This window comes from Nonomuraea sp. NPDC049421 (assembly GCF_040677005.1).
Classification (GTDB): domain Bacteria; phylum Actinomycetota; class Actinomycetes; order Streptosporangiales; family Streptosporangiaceae; genus Nonomuraea; species Nonomuraea salmonea.
On record NZ_JBFAQA010000001.1, the window covers coordinates 1 to 17,888 of the forward strand.

General features: G+C 71.7%; 13 protein-coding genes. 1 reads left to right on the forward strand and 12 read right to left on the reverse strand.

What is annotated here, in order from left to right; translation table 11 throughout:
• Nucleotides 1–27: 27 nt before the first annotated feature.
• Together AB0K18_RS00005 and AB0K18_RS00010 are read right to left on the reverse strand one after the other, a co-directional pair.
• Nucleotides 28–1,377 (reverse strand): GDSL-type esterase/lipase family protein, encoded by a 1,350-nt coding sequence (locus tag AB0K18_RS00005; protein WP_364907528.1) that lies wholly within the window; start codon nt 1,375–1,377, stop codon nt 28–30.
• 143 nt (nt 1,378–1,520) lie between these two features.
• On the reverse strand, nt 1,521–3,227 hold the full coding sequence (locus tag AB0K18_RS00010) for a hypothetical protein (protein WP_364907531.1): 1,707 nt from the start codon (nt 3,225–3,227) through the stop codon (nt 1,521–1,523).
• Nucleotides 3,228–3,358: 131 nt separating this feature from the next.
• On the opposite strand from AB0K18_RS00010, the gene AB0K18_RS00015 reads away from it, so the two are divergent.
• Entirely contained in the window at nt 3,359–5,242 is a 1,884-nt protein-coding gene (locus AB0K18_RS00015) for a beta-L-arabinofuranosidase domain-containing protein (protein ID WP_364907533.1), read from the forward strand.
• 17 nt (nt 5,243–5,259) lie between these two features.
• Here the strand turns inward: AB0K18_RS00015 and AB0K18_RS00020 are convergent, their stop codons facing one another.
• Genes AB0K18_RS00020 through AB0K18_RS00065 form a run of 10 tightly spaced genes read right to left on the reverse strand, consistent with a single transcriptional unit; the run spans nt 5,260 to nt 17,883 of the window.
• Complete coding sequence (locus AB0K18_RS00020) at nt 5,260–6,576, reverse strand: glycoside hydrolase family 28 protein (protein ID WP_364907535.1); 1,317 nt, start codon at nt 6,574–6,576, stop codon at nt 5,260–5,262.
• Complete coding sequence (locus AB0K18_RS00025) at nt 6,573–8,540, reverse strand: hypothetical protein (RefSeq protein ID WP_364907537.1); 1,968 nt, start codon at nt 8,538–8,540, stop codon at nt 6,573–6,575. Before AB0K18_RS00025 ends, AB0K18_RS00020 begins: the two co-directional genes overlap by 4 nt.
• Nucleotides 8,541–8,572: 32 nt before the next feature.
• Nucleotides 8,573–9,574: a DUF5605 domain-containing protein gene (locus AB0K18_RS00030; protein ID WP_364907540.1), complete on the reverse strand. Its 1,002-nt coding sequence runs from the start codon at nt 9,572–9,574 to the stop codon at nt 8,573–8,575.
• Nucleotides 9,571–10,950 (reverse strand): DUF5060 domain-containing protein, encoded by a 1,380-nt coding sequence (locus tag AB0K18_RS00035; RefSeq protein WP_364907542.1) that lies wholly within the window; start codon nt 10,948–10,950, stop codon nt 9,571–9,573. Before AB0K18_RS00035 ends, AB0K18_RS00030 begins: the two co-directional genes overlap by 4 nt.
• A 14-nt stretch (nt 10,951–10,964) precedes the next feature.
• Nucleotides 10,965–12,401, reverse strand: a complete 1,437-nt coding sequence (locus AB0K18_RS00040) for an extracellular solute-binding protein (protein ID WP_364907545.1) — start codon at nt 12,399–12,401, stop codon at nt 10,965–10,967.
• The gene (locus tag AB0K18_RS00045; RefSeq protein WP_364907548.1) at nt 12,398–13,585 is read right to left on the reverse strand and encodes a sialidase family protein; all 1,188 of its coding nucleotides are present in this window, start codon (nt 13,583–13,585) and stop codon (nt 12,398–12,400) included. The genes AB0K18_RS00040 and AB0K18_RS00045 overlap by 4 nt, the downstream gene beginning before the upstream one ends.
• Nucleotides 13,585–14,622, reverse strand: coding sequence for a sialidase family protein (locus tag AB0K18_RS00050; RefSeq protein WP_364907551.1), 1,038 nt, complete (start codon nt 14,620–14,622; stop codon nt 13,585–13,587). The genes AB0K18_RS00045 and AB0K18_RS00050 overlap by 1 nt, the downstream gene beginning before the upstream one ends.
• Nucleotides 14,619–15,659 carry an oligopeptide/dipeptide ABC transporter ATP-binding protein gene (locus AB0K18_RS00055; RefSeq protein ID WP_364907554.1) on the reverse strand — a complete coding sequence of 347 codons (1,041 nt, stop codon included), beginning with the start codon at nt 15,657–15,659 and terminating at the stop codon, nt 14,619–14,621. The genes AB0K18_RS00050 and AB0K18_RS00055 overlap by 4 nt, the downstream gene beginning before the upstream one ends.
• Nucleotides 15,656–16,690, reverse strand: coding sequence for an ABC transporter ATP-binding protein (locus AB0K18_RS00060; protein WP_364907557.1), 1,035 nt, complete (start codon nt 16,688–16,690; stop codon nt 15,656–15,658). The genes AB0K18_RS00055 and AB0K18_RS00060 overlap by 4 nt, the downstream gene beginning before the upstream one ends.
• Before the next feature lie 41 nt (nt 16,691–16,731).
• Nucleotides 16,732–17,883 carry an ABC transporter permease gene (locus AB0K18_RS00065; protein WP_364907560.1) on the reverse strand — a complete coding sequence of 384 codons (1,152 nt, stop codon included), beginning with the start codon at nt 17,881–17,883 and terminating at the stop codon, nt 16,732–16,734.
• Nucleotides 17,884–17,888 lie beyond the last annotated feature (5 nt).

Consider the following 17,888-nt stretch of genomic DNA (forward strand, 5'->3'; position numbering starts at 1 on the left):
CCGGCCTCGGCCGGCGCGGGGCGCGGGTCAGGAGGGGCGCGGGGCGCGGAGGTCCACTGCGGTGGCCATGGCGCGGTGGCCGGCTGTGCTGGGGTGGAGGTGGTCGCCGCTGTCATAGGCCGGCAGGAGGCGAGTCGGGCAGGCGGGGTCGCGGAGCACGGCGTCGAAGTCGGCCAACCGGTCGAACGGAGCACCCCGGCGCCCAAACGCGTCGCTCTGGCACCGCCCAGCAGAGTGCGACGTCTCGGGCGTGTCGCCCTGGCATCGCTCAGCAGAGTGCGACGTCTCGGACATGTCGCCCTGGCACCGTCCAGCATAGGGCGGCGTCTCGGACGCGTCGCGCTGGCGGTGAAGCATGGCGCCCTGGCGATGAAAGGCGGTTGCCTCCTCGCGGTCGATTGTGACGTCTTGGCGGGCGGGCGTGGTGCTCCGATGCTCGGAGGTGGCCCCCTGGGGGCCGGGCGTAGTGCACCGGAGGTCGGGTGCGGCGTCCCGGTGGTGGGGGGTGGCGCTTCGGCGGAGGAAGGAGTTCACCTTTTGGCGGGTGCGCTCTCTCTCCGTCGTCCAGTACTCCGCGCCCTCGAACGGAGTCAGTGTGCCGACGATCAGGCGCACGCCGGCGGCGTGGGCTTTTACCGCCATTCGCTCATACGCGGCGATCAGGTCTTCTGCCTGCGCGCCCGCGCCTACGTCGTTGATGCCGGCCTGGACGATCACCGTGGTGATGCCTGGCTTGGAGAGCACTTCCGTGGTCAGGCGGGTTTCGGCGGAGTGCCCTGGTCCTGCGGTCAGGAGCTTTCCGCCTGAGATGCCGTCGTTCGCGACAGGGAGCCGCAGGAAGTCGGGCCAGCCCTGGCCCGATTCCGAGCCGACGCCTGTCGTGATCGAGTCGCCCAGCACCGCCACCACCTGCACCGGCGCCGGAGGGACGACGGTCAGAGAGTCCAGCCAGTGCCAGACTGTCGCCTCCTCGACGAACGGGGCGCCGCTTTCGTCCGCGGCGTGGTCGCCGGGCAGGGACCGGTAGGCGGGCATCCCGGGACGTTCGGAAGGCAGGGACGGGGAGGTGGCGCGGTTGCGGCCGGTCAAAGTGCCGCTTGGGCCGCGTAGGTACAGGGTGATGGCGAGTCGTCGGCCGGCCGCCACCAAGCCCGGTAGCGGGTCGCTGAGTGCCGTCGTGCCCGGGGCCAGGGTGATCTCGGGATCGTCGGCGAAGGTCAGCAGGCGGTTCGAGCCCGCTTCCAGGGCTGGTCCGCTGCTTGGCACGCCGACGTAGACGTGGCCGACGTGCAGCGGGCGGTCGCCGTAAGCGTTGGTGAGGCGGACCCGCAGGTCCGTCCCGCCGACGGCGGGGCGGATGATGTTGCGGACCGTCACGTCGCACAGGCTCCCGCCCAGGACCTCGGCGGCGGCCGACCACGCAGTCACGGGCCCGCTCACGTGCCCGCTCACGTGCCCGGTCGCTGGCCCGGTCGCTGGCCCGGTCACCGCCCCCGTCAGCGGCCCGGTCGCCGGCCCAGTCACCAGGTCCACTCCGTGGTGGGTCGGTTCAGGTCGTACGTACGGCGTGGGGTGGTCGGGTGGACCTTGCGGGCGCTGTACATCGGGCGGGCCGTGCCCTCCGGGCTGATGCCGGTCACGTCGTCGCCCCGCCACCGCACCTGGTACTCGCGCCCCGCCGCCACCTCCGTGCTGGTCCGCTCGGGGACGGGGAACGTGACGGTGACGCGTTCGCCCCGGCGCGGGGCGGGGATCGACAGGTAGCCGTCGGGGGCCCAGGCCCCGGTGCGGATGCCGTCGAAGCCGCCGGAGGGGCGCGTGACGCGGACCTTGGCGTAGCCGGCCCAGCCGGGGATGCGGACGCGCAGCTCGCGCAGGTCCTCGTGCACGTCCAGGTCCACCCGGCCCTCGTGGGGGAGGTGGCTGAGCACGGTGACCTGGCGGGTGGCCCGGTTGAGCAGCAGGTTGACGCGGGTGACCCGGTCTTCGGCGGCGACGACGTTGTTCCAGCCCCAGAACAGGCCGCGCACACCGGAGCCCACGCAGCACGCCTGTACGTCGGCGGTGTGCCCGCGGCCCAGCTCGACGTCGCAGACGAAGTCGTTGGGCGCGCCGTACCCGGCGAAGGCGCCGAGGACGCGCTCGCCCACCCGTACGTGCGTCGTCCAGCCGGGCTCGTCACCCGAGGTGTCGGGCGCGGACTCGACCCAGCTCAGATCCAGCAGCTGCGACTCCACCAGGTGGTTGCGCAGGAACCGCTCGACGACGCCCCAATAAGAGGTGTGCCCGGCGCGGGCCAGCGTGGCGCCGAGGCCGATGAGGTCGACCAGGGAGCAGCTCTCGTGCTCGTAGCGCTGGTCGGCCAGGTCGCCGGGCGTCCAGCCGAACGCGGTGGCCTGCCCGAGCGCCCAGTCGTACGAGCGGCGCACGAACGCGGTCAGCTCGTGGTCGGAGGTGTGCAGGGCGTACCGGGCGAGTCCTTCGAGGGTGCCGAGCCGGGTGTGGAAGTGCCCGCTGCGGTAGGCGCGGGCCGGGTTGAAGCTGCCGTCCTCGTGGTAGACGCCGCTCTTCTCGACGATCAGCCGGGCGAACCACCCGCACAGCTCAAGGGCGTCCTCGTTGCCGGTGGCCTGGTGGTAGCGCAGCAGCGGCATGATGAGCCGGCCGCTGAACGAGGCGGGGTCGGGCGCGAGGTGCAGCGCGATCGCGTTGGGCGAGGGCCAGCCGTCCGGCGTGTACTCCGAGGCCGGGTAGAACCAGACGTCGCGCTCCTTGACGGCGATGCGCTTGAGCGCGGCCACGTGCCCGTCGGCCAGCCTCCTGACCTCGGGGTCGCCGTCGGACAGGTAGGACGTGGTCAGTGAGAGCAGCACGGCCCGCTGGTCGATGAGGTTGGCGTGGGCGGGCCAGCCGGCCTCGGGGCGGGCCCGGCGGTAGCTGAGCCCGTCGGGGCCGAAGAAGCCGGCCAGCCGCCGCCGGTAGCCGTCCTCGACCTCCCGCCACGTGTCCTTGCCCGTCATGTGCCTGGCCAGCACGCACGCGTCGAGCAGCCGCCCGTGGCTGGAGCCCCAGTCCCAGTCGCCGTGCCGCAGCACCGCGGGGCGGGCCAGCAGATCGGCGCTGAAGTACGGGATGCCGTCCATGCCGGCGTCGGGCAGCCCGGCCACGGCGTTCATCGCCAGCTCGGCCCGCTCTTCGAGCACGACCGTGTCGGGTATCTCAGCCATCGTTCCCCTTATAAATATTCACTATCGCATAAAACCTGCCCTCCAGCCTCCGCCGCCTCTCCTGTGGCGTCAAGGTGAGCATAGATATTCGTATCTTGTTGGATATATAAACTGTGAGGCAGGATGTCCGCATGAGCGATGATTCGGTGGTACGACCCCGCCCGGAAGCCGCCGTGACCCTGCGACCCGCGCCCGGCATGCGGATCGAAGGCGGCTTCTGGGCAGCACGGCAGCGGGTCAACCGCGAGGTCACCATTCCCCTGGGCGGCGTGCGCATCCGCGAATCCGGCGCCTTCGCCAACCTCGAACAGGCCGCACGCGGCGGCGGGCGGCATCACGGCAAGGTCTTCGCCGACTCCGACGTCTACAAGTGGCTCGAAGCCCTCGCCTGGGAGCGCGGCAGGGCCGAGTCGGCCGAGCTGGCGGGCGCGTACGAGGAGGCGTCCGCGCTCGTCGCCGCCGCCCAGGCCCCCGACGGCTACCTGCACACCCACACCCAGCTCACCGGCCGCCCGCGCTACAGCGACATGGCCTCCAGCCACGAGCTCTACTGCGCGGGCCACCTCATGCAGGCCGCCGTCGCCGGCCGCCGCGCCATCGGCGACGAGCGTCTGCTCGGGGTCGCGGGCCGGTTCGCCGACCACCTCGTCAAGGACCTGCCGCCCGACGCGCTCGACGGGCATCCGCAGATCGAGACCGCGCTGGCCGAGCTCTACCGCGAGACCGGCGTGCGCGCGTACCTCGACCTGGCCGCCCGCATGATCGACGGCAGGGGGCACGAGACGCTGCCGCTCAAGGGGCACCACGGGCCCGGCATCCGGCAGGACCGCGTCCCGCTGCGCGCCGCCACCACCGTCGAGGGGCACGCCGTCCGGGCGATGTACCTCGCCGCGGGCGCCGCCGACGTCGCGGCCGAGACCGGCGACCGCGAGCTGCTCGCCGCGCTCGCGACGCAGTGGCGCGACATGGTGGCGACCAAGACGTACCTGACCGGCGGGCTCGGCTCCGTCTGGTACGGCGAGCAGTTCGGCGGCCCCCACGAGCTGGCCCCGGAGACCGCGTACTGCGAGACGTGCGCCGCCGTCGGCAGCGTCCAGTGGGCGTACCGGATGCTCCTCGCGACCGGCGAGTCCGCCTACGCCGACCTCATGGAACGCACCCTCTACAACGCCGTGCTCCCCGGCGTCTCGCTCTCCGGCGACCGCTTCTTCTACGTCAACGCGCTGCGCGTGCGCGCGGGGGCGAACCCCGACGACCGCCGCGCCGCCGCCCGCGGCCGCCAGGACTGGTACGGCACCGCCTGCTGCCCGCCCAACGTCATGCGCCTGCTGTCCTCGCTCGACCGCTACCTCGCCACCCGCGACGACGGCGGCGTCCAAATCCACTTGTACGCCCCGGGCACGCTCAGAGTCGGTGACGTGGTGCTGCGGATCGAGACCGGCTACCCGTGGGACGGCCGGGTGGAGATCACCGTGGCCGAGGCCCCGGACACCCCGTGGACGCTCGCCGCCCGCATCCCGTCGTGGGCCGACGGCGCCAGCGTGGACGGCCTGTCGGGCACCGGACTCCCCGCGCGGCCCGGCTCGTACTACCGCGCCCGCCGCGTCTGGCGGCCGGGCGACCGCATCGTGCTCGACTTCGCCATCAGCCCCCGCCTGACCGCCGCCGTGCCCCGGCTCGACGTGGCCCGCGGCCAGGTCGCCGTGGAACGCGGGCCGCTCGTCTACTGCCTGGAGCAGGCCGACCACCCGGGCGCCGGCGTGGACGACCTGTGCCTGGAGGGCGGGCCGGCCGACGGGGGCCCGATCGCCGGCCTGCCCGCCGAGGTGGTGCCGGTCCACGCGCGCGGCCGGGCCCACGTGCACAGGAAGGAGGACGGCGGCTACCCCTACCGCACCGCCGCCGCGCCTCTTGAGCCCGAGCACGTGGGCCCGGTCGACCTGACGTTCATCCCGTACTACGCCTGGGCCAGCCGCACCCCGGGCGCCATGACGGTCTGGACGCCGATGCACTGACCACCGGGCGAGACCCTCTAGGGGGTCTCGCCCACGGTCACTCCGGTCACCGACAGCCCCTCGACGTCGCTCACCACGTCCGCCCGCAACACCCGCGCGAACGAGCTGTCCCTGATCGTGATGTCGCGCAGCGGCTGCTCGGGATAGCCGCGCAGCAGGTACGCGCTGCGCGTCCTGTCGCTGCGCAGCCCCGACACCCGCACGTTGCGGATCGGGGGCGGGTCGTCGCCGTTGTGGCCGTCGCCGTGGTAGAGGTCGATGGAGACGGCCTCCTTGGTCAGCTCGCTGATCGTGACGTCCTTGACGAAGACGTTCTGCACGAAGCCGCCGCGCACCGAGTTCGTCTTGACGTACAGGCCGAAGTACAGCCCGGGGCCGCCCCAGCGGCAGCGGCGCACGAACACGTTGCGGATCCCGCCGGTCGTGTCGGTGCCGATGGCGACCGAGCCGTACCGGTAGCGCATGTCGCAGTCCTCGATCAGCACGTTCTCGCACGGCACCCCGACCCGGCGCCCGTCCGGGCCTCGGCCCGCCTTGATGGCGACGCAGTCGTCGCCGACGTCGAACACGCAGCCCGAGATGACGACGTCGCGGCACGACTCGGGGTCGCAGCCGTCGTTGTTGGGGCCGCGCGAATGGACCGTCACGTTCCTGACCAGCACGTTCTCGCAGCGCACCGGGTGGATCTCCCACATGGGGGAGCGCACAATGCGCACGCCCTCGACGAGCACGTTGCGGCACAGGTACGGCTGGATCATGTTCGGCCGCAAGTGGTGCCCGGCTCCGAAGACCCGCTCCTCGACCGGCACGCCCTCGGCCGCCATGCGCTGCAGCGCCGTCCAGTCCGCGCTCTCCTCCGGCGTGCCGGGCCGCCAGCCGAACTCCGGCGTGCCCACCCACGGCCACCAGTGCTCGGGCCCCGCCGAGCCGTCGAGCGTGCCGCGGCCGGTGATCGCGATGTTCTCCTGGCCGTAGGCGTAGACGAAGGGGGAGTAGTTGTAGCACTCGATGGCCGAGAAGCGGGTGTACACGGCCGGCAGGTAGTCGGCGGGATCGGTGGAGAAAAGGATCACCGCCCCCTCCTCGACATGCAGGTCCACGTTGCTGAGCAGGTGGATGGCGCCCGTCGGGTACGTCCCGGGCGGCACCCGCACGTGGCCGCCGCCCGCCTCGTGGCAGGCGCGGATCGCCGCGCGGAACGCCTCCGTCCAGGTCTCACCGCTCCGGTACGCGGTCACGTCGAACCACCGGTCGGGGAACTCCGGCGGGCGCACCCGCTCGCGCAGCTCGTCGGCGTACCGCCAGGCGTCCGCCTCGCTCAGGAACTCGCTCATGCCACCTTCCTCATGCGCAGCGCGTGATAGAGCGGCAGCGCGATCACCCAGGACGGGTTCCACGTGTTCGCCTCGCCCGTACGCTGCCAGTTGGTCTGGAAGAACCCCTCACCCTGCTCGCCCGGCGTCGCGAACCCCCAGTCGCCCGGCTCCCTGCAGACGCCCTGGCCCATGGCGTGCAGGATCCGCACCGCCCGCTCGGCGTAGCGCGGCCGGCCGGTCGTCCTGCCGAACTCCAGCAGCTCCGACGTCGGGAAGAACACGTCGAGGTGGTGGTTCTGCACGCTCACCGCGGGCCAGCCGGCCGCCTTGAAGGCGCGCCTGGCGAACGTGCTGTCCGCGGCGAACTCGGGCGACCACGCGTAGACGAACGTCAGCAGCCAGTCGGCCGCCGCCTCCGCCCACTCCGCGAAGCGCTCGTCGCCGGTGAGCCGGTGCAGCTCGTACGCGGCCAGGAAGAAGTACATCCCGGCCTCCTTGTCCTCACCGGAGGCGTCGAGGGTGGCGTGCGCGAACGGCCGCTCGTACGTCGCCGCGTGCACCCGGTGGTAGCAGGCCAGCACCTCCTCGGCGCGCAGCAGCCACACCCGTTCCCCGCTCAGCCGGTACGCCCCCAGCATCGCCGGCACGCACGCCACCCCCGCCGCGCTGACCAGGCCGGAGACCGGGGTGCCGAGCGGGCTCCAGCCGACCGGGACGACCCCTTCGGACAGCCTGGTGTGCCAGAACACCGCGGCGGCGTCCGTCACCGTCTCCACCCACGACCGCGGCACCTCCAGTCCGGCCTCCTCGAACAGCAGCGCCAGCGCGGCCAGGTCGGTGATCGTCTCGCCGTGGGCCCGGCTGGAGACGAACTCGCCCCAGCCGTCCCTGGCGAACATCTCCCACCGGCCCTCGTCCACCAGGTAGCGGGCGGCGTGCAGGCCGCGTACCGGCGTCCTGCTGCCGTCCACGTAGAAGCCGGCGGCGCGGCGGGCCCGCTCGACGCGCTCGGGCTCGCCGTCCTCGATGCCGAGCATGGCGTCGCACAGGGCCAGCTTCATGCACTGGCCGGTCCAGCCGTACAGGTAGGAGCGCGGGCGGCCGTGGCGCACGCCCTCGTAGGCGAGGTAGCCGTCGCCGTTCCAGCGGGCGTCCATCGCGTTCGCCTTGAGCCGGACGATGTCGGACGCGGTCAGCGGGGCGGCGCCCTCGTCCCGGTAGAGGGGGGTGTGCACGAGCGTCCTGAAGCCGAAGCCGCGCGGCTCGACCTCGCCCCAGCCGAGGCTGTGCCGGGTGGTGATCGCCGCACCGGGGGCGAGGTCGCGGTAGCCGAGCGGGCGCTCCTCCGTCGTGGCCTTGCTGACGTAGCAGACGTCAGGACGGCCGTTGAACGCGATCACGCCCGTCAGCGCCGTCACCGCCGGGCCCGGCGCGCGGACCACGCCGAGCGAGCCGTACGCGACCGTGCCGTCCCTTTCGTCCCTGACCGGGTCGGGGTGGGCGAACAGGCTGACGTAGCGGCCGTCCCATGCGGCGTTGACGGCCGGGATGGGCAGGCGGTGCTCCTCGCACACGAAGCCGACGTGCGGGACCTCGCGGCTCGGGTCCGACGACGGGTTGTCGTTGTAGAGCACGCCCGGCATGGTCAGGTGGACGTCCTCGGCCGGCAGCGGGAGCAGCAGGCCGGCCGCCACGTCGGTGAGCCGGCGGCCGGTCTCGTTGTGCCATGCGGTGCGCAGCTCCAGCAGGCCCTCGCGGCCGAAGCCCAGCTCGAGCCGGACGCTCAGCTCCCCGGCCCGCGCCGTCACCACGATCCCGCCCCCGGGCTCGGGTGGCCGGACCCGAACGGAGGCCGGGTCGGCGGCCTGGAACCGCCAGGGCCGCCCGACCGAGGCGGTGAACAGGACGTGCAGCGGCACCTGGAGATGCGGCTCCATGACGCCATGCCGTCCGAACCGCACCTCGGCCCCATCCACCTCCACCGCCTTTCCTCCAGGTCCGGTGAGGGCGGCGGTCATGGGACGTGGCGCAGGCGGATGGCCTGGCCGACCGTGCCGGGCAGCGGCACCGTGACCACCGGCCCCTTCATGATGCCGAGCGGCGTCACCGTCATCTCCCACGTGTCGATCACCTCGGCCTCGTACCGCCCGTCCGGCACGTCGAACGACCGCTCGGGGAACCGGTGCTCGCCGCAGAACTCCAGGTAGAACTCCCCGGTCAGCTCCAGCATCGGCGCGTCCCTGTCGTGGTAGGCGGCCTCGTCGGGGACGGCGGCGAGCACCTGGCGCAGCAGCGCGAGCCTGGGCACCGCGGCCCCGGCCAGCGTCCCGCCGTCCTGCGACCAGGTCAGCCCGTCGTCCCCGGCGTACGCCTCGCCGTGCGTGACGGGCCGCCGCCGTACGACGCCGTCCCACGCCTGGGCCACCACCTCCTCGGGGGTGAGGCTGAGCCACGGGTCGCCGGCGTCGCCCTCGTACCCGCACATGTCCATCCGCACCGGCTTGTGGTGGTGGCGGGTGGCCACCCAGGCGTCGCGCGGGCTGCGCGCCCGTACGCTGCCGTGCGTCCAGATCCGCCGCCACAGCAGCGGCGAGCCGGCCTCGGCCGTGATGGACAGCGGATGGTGCAGCGGGTCCTGCTCGGCGACGAGGTTGCCCAGCGCCACCCAGTCGTGCTCGTCGAAGGCGGGGAACGCGGCCGGGTCGTCGGTGAGTGACCACCACACGTTCCGGTGCGCGGCCAGCCGGGGCACCACCTCGCTCAGGTAGCGGGCGGCGGCCTCCGCGTCCTCCACCCCCTCGCCCGGCCGCAGCAGCACCAGCTCGGCCGTCACGCCGATCGCGGCCAGCTCCTCCACCCGCTCCTCCAGCGCGTCGAGCGAGCAGCGGGAGGCCAGGGCCGCCATCCGCACCCGGTCGAACGGCGACGACCGCAGCGCCGCCAGCGTCCGCGCGCGCCGCCGCTCGTCGTGCAGGTGCCAGCCGAGCGCGGTCGTCGCCAACCCCTTGTCGATCATGAACTCACCCTCGTCATCCGCAGCGCCAGGTACGGCCGGCCCGGCAGCGCGACCCGCGCCCGCCCCTTGTGCTCCCCGTCCACCGGGGTGATCGTCATGGCCCAGGTGTCGATCAGCTCCACCCGGTACGCGCAGTCGTCCGGCAGCTCGACCGTCACGTGCGCCTGCTGCCGCCGCCCCAGGTAGCGCAGGAACGACCCGGCGGCGCCGTCCTCCACGACGCGCCGCAGGAACGCGATCCGCTCCGGGCTCTCGCCGAACAGGCCGCCGCCGTTGCTGATCCACGCGCGCGGCTGGTGGCCCATCAGCGACTCGCCGTGCCCGACGTACCCGCCCCGCGCCACGCCCTCCCAGAAGCGGTCCATCAGCTCCTGCGCGGTCACGTTGCCCCAGCGCTTGCCCAGGTCGCCCTCGTAGGAGATCTCGTCGATCACCACCGGCTTGGGGCAGGCGCGCAGCCAGGCGTCCGTGGGGGTGGCGTCCCAGTGCTGGATGCTCTGGTGCGTCACCCACGGCTTGGTGAAGTCGTAGAGGGAGGCGACCTCGTACATGCGGGTGCCGTTGTGGATCGAGCGCAGATGCTCGTACGGGTCGAGCCGTGCGATGGTGCGCAGGATGTCGTCCCAGTCCTCGACGGTCTTGGCCTTGTTGAAGTCGTACTCGTTGGCCGCCGACCACCACACGTTGCGGAAGGCCGCCAGGCGGGCGATGACGTAGCGCAGGTAGGCGTGGTCGGCCTCGCGGCCCATGTCCTCGATGCCGCGCACGCCCCCGTCGTACGGGTGGAACAGGATGACGTCGGCCTCGACGCCGAGGTCCCGCAGGTCCCGTACGCGGGACTCCAGGTGGCGGAAGAAGGCGGGGTCGTAGCGCGTGAAGTCGAGCCCGTCCGGGTCGGTGCCGGCGAACGGCACCAGCGGCGGCCGCATCGGCCCGGTCGGCAGCACGCACATGCGCAGCTTGTTGAACGGCGAGCCGGCCAGCGTCCGCAGCGTGCGCTGCTCGCGCTCCTCATCCAGGTCGTGCGTCCAGTGGTAGGCGGTGGTGCCGAACGGCAGGTACGGCGTGCCGTCGGCGTACACGAAGCCGGTGCCGGCGGCCCGCACCGGGCCATGGTTGCCCTCGGACGCGGGCGACACCTCGAAGGCGCCCCCATGGCCGTCCAGCTCGGTCACGTTACTGACGGTGGTGTAGCTCCACGAGCCCGCCGCGTCCGGCATGAACCGGACGCGGTAGACGCCGTCACCGTCGTAGAAGCCGTCGGCTTCGACGACGCGGTGACGGAAGCTGAACCGGGCCGACAGGCGAACCTCCGTGAAGGGGTTGCCGCCGGACGGCCCGGACAGCTCGATCTCGTGGACGCCCCAGCGTTCCACGGTGGGGGACAGTGTTACCAGTCCTTCCCTGCTTCGCTCTGCGCCTTGATGTAGGTGGGGATGTCCTGCTGCTGGGTCAGGGCCAGCGCCTGGTCGGGCGTGCCGCCGTCACGCAGGATGTGCTGGCGGTAGACCGACCACAGCGGCAGGTCCCAGAACTCGGTGTTCTGGTAGTTCGAGATCGTCGCGTTCTCGCCCCAGTAGACGGCCGAGGTGTCGATCTTCGCCAGCTCGGGGATCGCCGTGCCGAAGCTCCGCACGACCTTGTCGGTCTCCAGGACCGCCTTGAGTCCGTGGCTGGACAGCTCGGTCTGGCCCTCCTCGGAGACCAGCCACTTCACGATCCGCAGCGCCTGGTCCTTCTTCTGCGAGGACGGCGGGATGAACGCGGCCCGCGTGTTCGGCTGGTAGGTCGTCCTGTCGCCCTTCTTCAGCACCGGGATCGCGCTGACGCCGATGTCGACGTTCTTGCCCTGCTCGGCGAAGGACTCCTCGTCCCCGTCCTCGATGAACAGCTCGCTGCCCGCGTACATGGTGAGCCGGGACAGCGTGTCGACCGCCATGGCCAGGTGGCCCGGCTGGCTCATGTCGCCCTTGAAGAAGTCGGTGACGGTGGTGAACTCGTTGCGCGGGATCTCCAGGAAGCGGTACAGGTTGTCGACGTACTGCTTCCAGGCGTCGCTGCTGACGTCGACCTTGACGTCCTCGGGCGCGGGCTCCTCGCCCGACGTCGGCAGGAACGGGTAGAGACCGGCCTGGTTGAAGTCCAGATACTGGTCGGGGTGCTGCATGTAGCCCTTGTAGTGATCAAGGCCGTCGTCCTTGGTCAGCTGCTTGGCCTTCTTGTACGCCTCGTCGTACGTCATGCCGGGCTTGGGATGCTTCACCCGGAACTTGTCGAAGATCTTCTTGTTGTAGAGCAGCACGTGCTCGTCGATGAACAGCGGCACCCCGTAGACGCCGCCGTCGGAGCGCGACCTGGTCAGCTCCACCGTGGCCGGGTTCAGCGTGCTCAGGTCGATGCCGGCCTGCTCGAGGTCGGCGGTGAGGTCGCCGACCCAGCCCATGGGCTCGAGGTCGCGGTCGATGCGGTTCTTCGGGTCCTCGATGATGATGTCGGGTGTGACCCCGGCGTTCTTGAGGTCCTCGTAGCGGATGGGCAGGTCCCACGTCGCGTACTTGATCTTGACGTCGGGGAACGCGGCCCGCAGCCTGTCACCGATGATCTCGTCGAAGACGCGGGTGCCCTGCCGCGACTCGTCCACGGTCGACTCGAACGGCTTGTAGTTGGCCGCGAAGATGAACAGCTCGTCGTCGCAGACCTGGAACGGCTGGTCGTACTTGTTCGGCACGTCCTTGCAGGCGGCGGCCGACACGGACGCCTGGGCGGGGACGGCGGTGACGCTCAGCGCGAGCGCGAGCAGGGCGATGCCACGGACCTGGTTCCTCATGAGTTCCCCTTCGCGGGCGCGTAACCACATTGGCGCACGACGTTCCGCCGGACACCGTTCCTGAATTCGGTGATGGTGTGCTCGGGCCAGTTCGACAGCAGGCCCACGGCGTCACGCAGGTATTCCTCGTTGAAGACGACGTGCCGGATGTTGTTGCGGTTGTAGGAGTAGACGAGGTGGATGAAGCCGTCGGCGCTCTGCGTCAGCACCGGGTAGGTGAACTGCGGGCCCGACTGCGCCTCGACGTCCACCGTGTGCTCCCACGTACGGCCCTTGTCGGGTGAGAGCGACAGCCGCATGGGGGAGCGGTGCTCGACCCACGGGTTGTAGGCCAGCACCAGCTTGGCGTTCGCCAGCTTGAGCGCGGCCACCCGCGAGTTCGGGTTGCCGATCGGCTCGGCCACCGGCGCGCTCCACGTGCGGGCGAAGTCGGTGGACTGGCTGGTGTAGATCGTGCCGTCGCCGGTCCGCAGGTACGCCACCAGCCGTCCCGGCTCCACCTCGACCACGGTCGGCTGGATCGAGCCCTCAGGCGTGCGGATCCAGCTCCCGGTGTCCTCCGGGTACGCCTTCCACGTGCTCATGTCCTCGCTGAACACGTAGAACCCGGACGTGGAGTCCGACTCGTCGTAGAGGGGCAGCAGCACCTCGCCGTTCGACATGCGGATCGGGTTGGTGCCGACCATCCACCCCCACTCCTCGCGGATGGTGACCGGCTCGCTCCAGGTGTGACCGCCGTCGTCGGAGGTGATCAGCCGGATCGGCGCCTGCTCCCAGCCGTGCCCCTCGATCGTGACGAAGAACAGGTAGAGGCGCTTGCCGTCCGACCACAGCACCGGGTTGCCGTCGGCCTTGCCCGGCTCGTCGAACACCACCTCGGGCTTGGACCAGGTGTGCTTGCCGGCCGCCAGCCGCGACAGGTAGAGGGCCTGGTCCGGCGCTCCTTCCGTGGTGCCGCCGTAGTAGACGGTGAGGATGTCGCCCTGCGGGGCCTGCGCCACGGCCGCCGCGTGCACCTTGGGCACGTCGGGGTCGGGCGGCGCCACGTCCTGGCGGCAGGCGTACGCGCCGGTCGGCTGGACCCGTACGGTGTCGTCGCCTCCGCCGCGATCGCCCGCCGCGTACGACGGCACCGCGACCGCCACCGCCAGAGCGCCGTATAAAAGGCTCTGCCGAACTTTCATCACACGCCAATCTCTAGATACTTGATGGTCTTGCGCAGGTAGGAGAAGGCGACGTGCACCCGCCCGCCGCCGCCGTCGATCACGCTCGGATACGAGTAGCCGAGCTCGTTCTGCCAGTACTCGGAGTCGGATTCCTGCAGGACCTGCCGATCGGGCCAGGTCAGGCCGCCGTCTTCGGACAGGGCGAGCACGAGCGGGGTGCGCAGCGCCTTCTTGCGCCGCCGCCCGTTCTTGGTCACCCACCTGAACTGGTCGCGCTCCAGGCTCGCGTCGTTGTGGACGAGCGCGAGCCGGCCGTCGCCGAGCCTCGTGAGCTGGACGGAGGAGTCGTTGTTCGGCAGCTCGGTCCGCTCGGGTGCGGACCAGGTGCGGCCGTCGGCCGAGACCGAGGCGTGGATGCGCCCGGCCCGCCGGTCACGGAACAACGCCAGCAGCCCGCCGGGCCGCGGCGCGATCGTCATCTGCACCACGCCCGCGCTGTCCGGCACGTCGTGCGCGGTCCAGGTGCCGCCGCCGTCGGTGCTGACGTGCACGACGCTGCGGTCGCCCGCGGCGGCGCAGTGGTAGGCGGGCAGCAGCCACGTGCCGTCGTCCAGGACGATCGGCGGGTGCCTGACCCAGCTTCCCGGCTCGGGGAGCAGGACGCGCGGCGCGCTCCACGTACGGCCGCCGTCGCCCGAGGTGCGGGCCACCACGTGCGCGGTGGTCTGGTCGTGCGGCTCGCCCGAGGTGTTCAGCAGCCACACCTGGCCGCCCGCCTCGAACAGCACCGGGTTCTGCTCGGTGCGCTCCGGGTCGGCGGCCACCAGCGCGGGCCGCTCCCAGCGCCCGCCGGCCAGCCGCGACACCACCACGTTCGTGCCCGGATCGCCCTCCCGCGGGCCGCTGAACCAGGTGCACAGCAGCTCGCCCGATGAGGTGAGCAGCAGGTTGGCGGCGTGGTTGTCGACGCCGTGCGGGGCGGGCAACAGAGACTCGCGCGCGCCCTCCAGCGTCGCGGACGGCCGTACGACGCCGTCGAAGCGGGGGTCGCTCATGCCGTCACCTCCCGCACGCCGGGGTCCGACACGCCGCGCAGCTCCAGCTCGCCGGCGAAGTGGCAGGCCACCCGCCGCCCGCCGACCTCGCGCAGCGGCGGTCTGTCCACCCGGCACTCCTCCTTGGCGTACACGCAGCGGGGATGGAACGGGCAGCCGGGCGGCACGTTCGCCGGGTCCGCGATGTCTCCGAGCAGCTTGATCCGCTCCCGCTGCCGCCTGGCCGCCGGGTCGGGGTCGGGCACCGCCGACAGCAGCGCCTCGGTGTAGGGGTGCAGCGGCCGCCGGTACAGCTCCTCCGTCGGCGCCTCCTCGACCACCCGGCCGAGGTACATCACCGCCACCACGTCCGCGACGTGCTCGATGATGCCGAGGTCGTGGCTGACGAACAGGAAGCCCAGCTCCGACTCCTCCTGCAGGTCCATCAGCAGGTTGAGGATCTGCGCGCGGACCGACACGTCCAGCGCGCTGACCGCCTCGTCGGCCACCACCAGCCGGGGCGAGAGCGCCAGGGCTCGCGCGATGCCGACCCGCTGCCGCTGGCCGCCGCTGAAGGCGTGGGGGTAGCGGTCGGCGTACTCGCGGCGCAGGCCCACCCGTTCCAGCAGCTCGCCGACGCGCTCGGCGATCTCGTCGGACGAGCCGTACCCGTGCACCCGCATCGGCTCGCCGATGATCTCGCGCAGCGTCTTGCGCGGGTTGAGCGACGAGTGCGGGTCCTGGAAGATCATCCGCACCTCCGCCCGGTACGGCTTGAGCTCCTTCTCCTTCAGCCCCGCCACGTCGATCACCGAGCCGTCGGCCCGCCGGTAGAGCATGCGCCCGCCCGTCGGGTCGTGCGCCCGCACGATGCACCGGCCGAGCGTCGTCTTGCCGCAGCCCGACTCGCCGACCAGGCCGAGCGTGCTGCCCGGCGCGATGCTCAGATCGACCTCGTCCACCGCGCGCACCGCGCCCACCTGCCGGCCCAGCAGGCCGCTGCGGACGGGGAAGTGTTTGCTCAGCCCCTCGATTTCGAGCAGCGGCTCCGTGCTCACGCCGTCTCCCTCTCGTCCTGGTCCGGGCCGTCCTGGTCCGGTTCGTCCTGGTAGAGCAGGCAGGCCACTTCCCGATCACCGATGTCCGCCAGCGGCGGTGACACCACGTCGCACCGGCCCGCCATCACGTGGTCGCAGCGCGGGTGGAAGAAGCAGCCGTCAGGACGCGCGTACGGCGGCGGCACCGTGCCCCTGATCGCCGTCAGCCGCCGCTGCCTGGCCTGCCCCAGCCGGGGCATCGAGCGCAGCAACGCCTGCGCGTACGGGTGGCGCGGCTGCGACAGCACCTGCTCGGCGGAGCCGTACTCGACGACCCGGCCCAGGTACATCACCGCCATGCGCTCGGCCACCTGCGCCGCCACGCCCAGGTCGTGGGTGATCAGCATGATCGCCATGCCCAGCTCGTCCTGGAGGTCGCGCAGCAGCTCCAGGATCTGCGCCTGCGTGGTCACGTCGAGCGCGGTGGTCGGCTCGTCGGCGATGAGCAGGCTCGGCCGGCACGACAGCGCCATCGCGATCATCGCCCGCTGCCGCATGCCGCCGCTCAGCTCGAATGGGTAGGAGTCCACCCGCCGCTGCGGCATCGGGATGCCGACCCGGTCGAGCAGGTCGATCGCGCGCCTGCGGGCCTCGGCCTTGCCGACGTTCTCGTGCAGCCGCACCGCCTCGACGATCTGCGCGCCGATCGTGTGCACCAGGCTCAGCGAGGCCATCGGCTCCTGGAACACCATCGCGATGTCGTTCCACCTGACCTGCCGCAGCAGCCGCCGGCCGGCGCCGACCAGCTCGACGGGCCCGCCGGGGCGGTGCAGGGTGACCTTGCCGCCCTCGATGCGGCCGGGCGGATCCACCAGGTGCAGGATCGAGCGGGCCATGACGCTCTTGCCGCAGCCGGACTCGCCGACGATGGCCAGCGTCTCGCCCTTGCGCACCCGCAGGTCCACGCCGTCCACGGCGCTCACGACGCCGTCGTCCAGGTGGAAGTGCGTACGCAGGTCCTCGATCTCAAGCAGCACGTCGCCTGCGGCCACGCCTGCCCACCCCCTTGTTGTTGCGTGTCGAATGGTCGCGCTCACTGTCGCCCTACGCGGTTACGCCTGAACGGCTTTCTTCTCCGGGCTCCGCTCGCCGCTCCGTACGGATCGGCGGCGTCGCGTAGCCCGTCGCCGAAGAAGTTCATGGCGACCACCACGACCACCACCGCGACGCCCGGCGCCAGCAGCCACGGGGCGTCGGCGACGACGCGCACGTTCTGGGCGCCCTCCAGCAGCACCCCCCAGCTCACGGCCGGCGCCTGCAGGCCCAGGCCGAGGAAGCTCAGGCTGGTCTCGCCGAGGATCATCCCGGGGATGGCCAGCGACAACGAGGCGATGATGTGGCTGGCGAACGACGGGATCATGTGCCGGAAGATGATCGACAGGCGGCCCACGCCGTCCAGCCGGGCCGCGGTGACGAAGTCCTCCTCGCGCAGCGACAGGAACCGGCCGCGCACGTCCCTGGCCAGCCCGGTCCACCCGATCAGCGACAGCAGCACCGTGATGGCGAAATATCGGGTCAGCGGCCCCCAGTCCGTGGGCAGCGCCGCCGACAGCGCCATCCACAGCGGCAGCGTCGGGATCGCCATGAGGAACTCGATGGCCCGCTGCACGACGTTGTCCACCGCGCCGCCGAAATAGCCTGAGACGCCGCCGATGAGCATGCCGAGCAGGAAGCTCGCCAGCACGCCCACCAGCCCGATCGACAACGACACCCGCGCGCCGTGGATGAGCCGCGACAGCAGGTCACGGCCGTTCTGGTCGGAGCCGAGCAGGAAGAACGGATCTCCCTTGTGCACGGGCCCGATCAGGTGGATGTCGGACGGGATCACCCCGAGCAGCTTGTACGGATCCCCGTGCACGAACAGCCCGACCTCGGTCACCCGGGACGGATCCTCGGTGTAGGTCTGCGCGAACGTGTCGGGGTCGCGCTCGCTGGTGTACCCGTACACGTGCAGCCCGTGCTCGCCGGAGACGCGCAGCACCTGCGGAGGCGCGTACGTCATCGTCGTGTCCGCCGTCGAGCTGGACATCGGCGCGAAGAACTCCGCGAAGATCGCCACGAAGTAGATCGGGATGAGGATCGCCGCGCCCGCCATCGCGAGCCGGTGCCGGCGGAACTGCCGCCACATCAGCCGCCACTGCGGCAGCGTCCCTGCTTCCCTCGCCGTCGGTCGCCTGAGGAACATCTGGC

Excerpts from the sequence above, each read along its gene's own strand:
- AB0K18_RS00040 (WP_364907545.1), bottom strand. The coding sequence starts at position 12,401 with ATGAGGAACCAGGTCCGTGGCATCGCCCTGCTCGCGCTCGCGCTGAGC.
- AB0K18_RS00050 (WP_364907551.1), bottom strand. The coding sequence starts at position 14,622 with ATGAGCGACCCCCGCTTCGACGGCGTCGTACGGCCGTCCGCGACGCTG.
- AB0K18_RS00020 (WP_364907535.1), bottom strand. The coding sequence starts at position 6,576 with ATGAGCGAGTTCCTGAGCGAGGCGGACGCCTGGCGGTACGCCGACGAG.
- AB0K18_RS00045 (WP_364907548.1), bottom strand. The coding sequence starts at position 13,585 with ATGAAAGTTCGGCAGAGCCTTTTATACGGCGCTCTGGCGGTGGCGGTC.
- AB0K18_RS00030 (WP_364907540.1), bottom strand. The coding sequence starts at position 9,574 with ATGATCGACAAGGGGTTGGCGACGACCGCGCTCGGCTGGCACCTGCAC.
- AB0K18_RS00015 (WP_364907533.1), top strand. The coding sequence starts at position 3,359 with ATGAGCGATGATTCGGTGGTACGACCCCGCCCGGAAGCCGCCGTGACC.
- AB0K18_RS00065 (WP_364907560.1), bottom strand. The coding sequence starts at position 17,883 with ATGTTCCTCAGGCGACCGACGGCGAGGGAAGCAGGGACGCTGCCGCAG.
- AB0K18_RS00010 (WP_364907531.1), bottom strand. The coding sequence starts at position 3,227 with ATGGCTGAGATACCCGACACGGTCGTGCTCGAAGAGCGGGCCGAGCTG.